Source organism: Mycobacterium sp. (genome assembly GCF_044342925.1).
GTDB lineage: Bacteria > Actinomycetota > Actinomycetes > Mycobacteriales > Mycobacteriaceae > Mycobacterium.
Window position 1 is genome coordinate 1 of the sequence record NZ_JBIIOV010000259.1, and the last position, 2,700, is coordinate 2,700.

At 68.3% G+C, this 2,700-nt stretch carries 3 protein-coding genes; 2 read left to right on the forward strand and 1 reads right to left on the reverse strand.

The window, feature by feature from the left end:
- Nucleotides 1-26: 26 nt before the first annotated feature.
- On the forward strand, nucleotides 27-1,058 hold the full coding sequence (locus tag ADBZ6I_RS17015; protein WP_526385934.1) for an LLM class F420-dependent oxidoreductase: 1,032 nt from the start codon (nucleotides 27-29) through the stop codon (nucleotides 1,056-1,058).
- A 14-nt stretch (nucleotides 1,059-1,072) separates the two neighbouring features.
- On the opposite strand, the gene ADBZ6I_RS17020 is transcribed toward ADBZ6I_RS17015, so the two are convergent.
- Entirely contained in the window at nucleotides 1,073-1,792 is a 720-nt protein-coding gene (locus ADBZ6I_RS17020; RefSeq protein WP_526385936.1) for an acetoacetate decarboxylase family protein, read from the reverse strand.
- A 34-nt stretch (nucleotides 1,793-1,826) separates the two neighbouring features.
- Between ADBZ6I_RS17020 and ADBZ6I_RS17025 the strand changes: the two genes are divergently transcribed.
- Nucleotides 1,827-2,700 (forward strand): cytochrome P450 (locus tag ADBZ6I_RS17025; protein WP_526385938.1); only part of this gene is annotated, 874 nt, incomplete at its 3' end.

The window sequence follows — 2,700 nt, forward strand, 5'->3', positions numbered from 1 at the left end:
TCCGAGGGGCAGGAAAGGCGGCAGAGATGAGGCTCGGTCTGCAACTCGGATACTGGAGTGCCCAGCCGCCGACCAACCACGCCGAGCTGGTCGCCGCCGCCGAGGAGGCCGGCTTCGACACCGTGTTCACGGCCGAGGCGTGGGGCTCCGACGCGTTCACCCCGCTGGCCTGGTGGGGACGGGAGACCAGCCGGTTGCGGTTGGGCACCTCGGTGGTGCAGCTGTCGGCTCGCACGCCGACGGCGTGTGCGATGGCCTCGTTGACTCTCGACCATCTCTCCGGCGGCCGGCACATCCTCGGGCTCGGCGTCTCGGGCCCGCAGGTCGTGGAGGGCTGGTACGGCCAGCGGTTCCCCAAGCCGCTGGCCCGCACCCGGGAGTACATCGACATCGTCCGGCAGGTCTGGGCGCGGCAGGCTCCGGTGACTAGCCCGGGTCCGCACTACCCGCTGCCGCTGCACGGTGAGGGCACCACCGGTCTGGGCAAGGCGCTCAAACCGATCGTGCATCCGCTGCGCGCCGACATTCCGATCATGCTCGGCGCGGAGGGCCCGAAGAACATCGCACTGGCAGCCGAGATCTGCGACGGATGGCTGCCGATCTTCTACTCGCCGCGGTTGGCCGATATGTACAACGAGTGGCTCGACGAGGGTTTCGCCCGCCCGGGCGCCCGCCGCAGCCGGGAGGACTTCGAGATCTGCGCCACCGCGCAGGTCGTCGTCACCGACGACCGTGCGGGGACCTTCGAGCACATCAAGCCGTTCCTGGCGCTCTACATGGGCGGGATGGGTTCTGAGGACACCAATTTCCACGCCGAGGTGTACCGGCGGATGGGGTACGCCGAGGTGGTCGAGGACGTCACCGCGCTGTTCCGCTCCGGACAGAAGGACAAGGCGGCGGCGATAATCCCCGACGAACTGGTCGACGACGCGGCGATCGTCGGCGACATCGACTACGTCCGCAAACAAATCGCGGTCTGGGAGGCCGCCGGGGTGACGATGATGGTCATCGGCGCCCGCAGCGCCGAGCAGATCCGGGAAACCGCGGCGCTGTTGTGACCCCGACCGTGACGTCAGCCGAGAATGTGGGCGTCACCGAACGTCATCTCGACGCGGCCCACCGAACCGGACACCATCGGTCGTCGGGGCAGGCCCAGACCGGCCAGCTCCCGCGCGTACGGGTGGTCGCCGAGCCGCAGCCGCGCGCCGCCGGGCCGGAACCGCACGTGCGAGTTCGTCATCTCCCACGGCACCTCACGGGTGGCGCCGTCGGCGAAGGTGTAGGTGGTCAGTACCTGGGGGCGCGAGCGCAGCGACGGAACCGGCAGGCCTTTGCCGAATTCCATGTTCACGATCAGCGATCCCCGTTCGGACACCGAGAAGCCGAAGGGGTCGCCGTCGCGAACGGTGAAGTCCGCCATGGTCTTCGGGAAACCCCAGATGGTCCGGCCCGCCTCGAGGGTGAACGACTGGTCAACGGGCAGGCGGTGGATGAAGGCCGCCGCGCCACCCAGCGCTTTCAGCCCGGTGGCGTCCGAGCCTGGCGGGTTGACCATCACACAGGTGCCGAACTCGTTGTAGCGGCCGAGGTCGCCGTCGAAGTAGCGGGCCAGCATCAGCGTCACCACCGCGCGGCCGGGGCGGAATCGGCACACCCGCAGACCGCTGTAGTCGATGAGGCGCTGGGCAGCGTCGGCGGACACCGAGAACATCGCGGTATGCACGTCGGCGTTGCACACCCGCACCGGCATGGTCAGCACGGTTCCGGCGATGGTGTGTTGCGCCGGCGACATAGGGCCACTGTAATCGCCTGGAGGGATTGAGACGATGACTGCCAGACCGGATGTAGATCTGACCGACGGCGCCTTCTTCGCCGACGGCGGCGCCCGCGCGGCATATCGCTGGATGCGGGACAACGAACCGGTGTTCCGCGACCGCACTGGGCTGGCGGCGGCGTCGACTTACCAGGCGGTGCTCGACGCCGAGCGTCATCCCGAGGTCTTCTCCAACACCGGCGGCATCCGGCCCGATCAACCGGCGATGCCCTACATGATCGACATGGACGATCCCGAACATCTGTTGCGGCGCAAGCTGGTCAACGCCGGCTTCACCCGCAAGCAGTTGATGGACAAAGTCGCCGGCGTCGAGACGTTGTGCGACACCCTGATCGACGCCGTGTGCCAGCGGGGCGAGTGCGACTTCGTCCGCGATATCGCCGCGCCGCTGCCGATGGCCGTCATCGGCGACATGCTCGGGGTGCTGCCGCAGGATAGGGCGACCTTGCTGAAATGGTCCGACGACCTGGTGTGCGGGCTCAGCGCCACCGCCGACCCCGAATCCTTGCAGGCGTTGATGGACGCGTTCGCGGGCTACACCGGCTTCGCCATGCAGTCGGCCGCGAAGCGACGCGCCGAACCCACCGCCGACCTGTTCTCGATCCTGGTCAACGCCGAGGTCGACGGGCAGCGGATGAGTGACGATGAGATCGTCTTCGAGACCCTGCTCATCTTGATCGGCGGAGACGAGACCACCCGCCACACACTCTCCGGCGGCGTCGAACAGCTGCTGCGCCACCCCGACCAGTGGAGCCGGCTGGCGGCCGACCCGGGGCTGGCGCCGGGAGCCGTCGAGGAAATGCTGCGGTGGACCTCCCCGGTCAAGAACATGGCGCGAACAGTCCGGCAGGACAACGACTTCCACG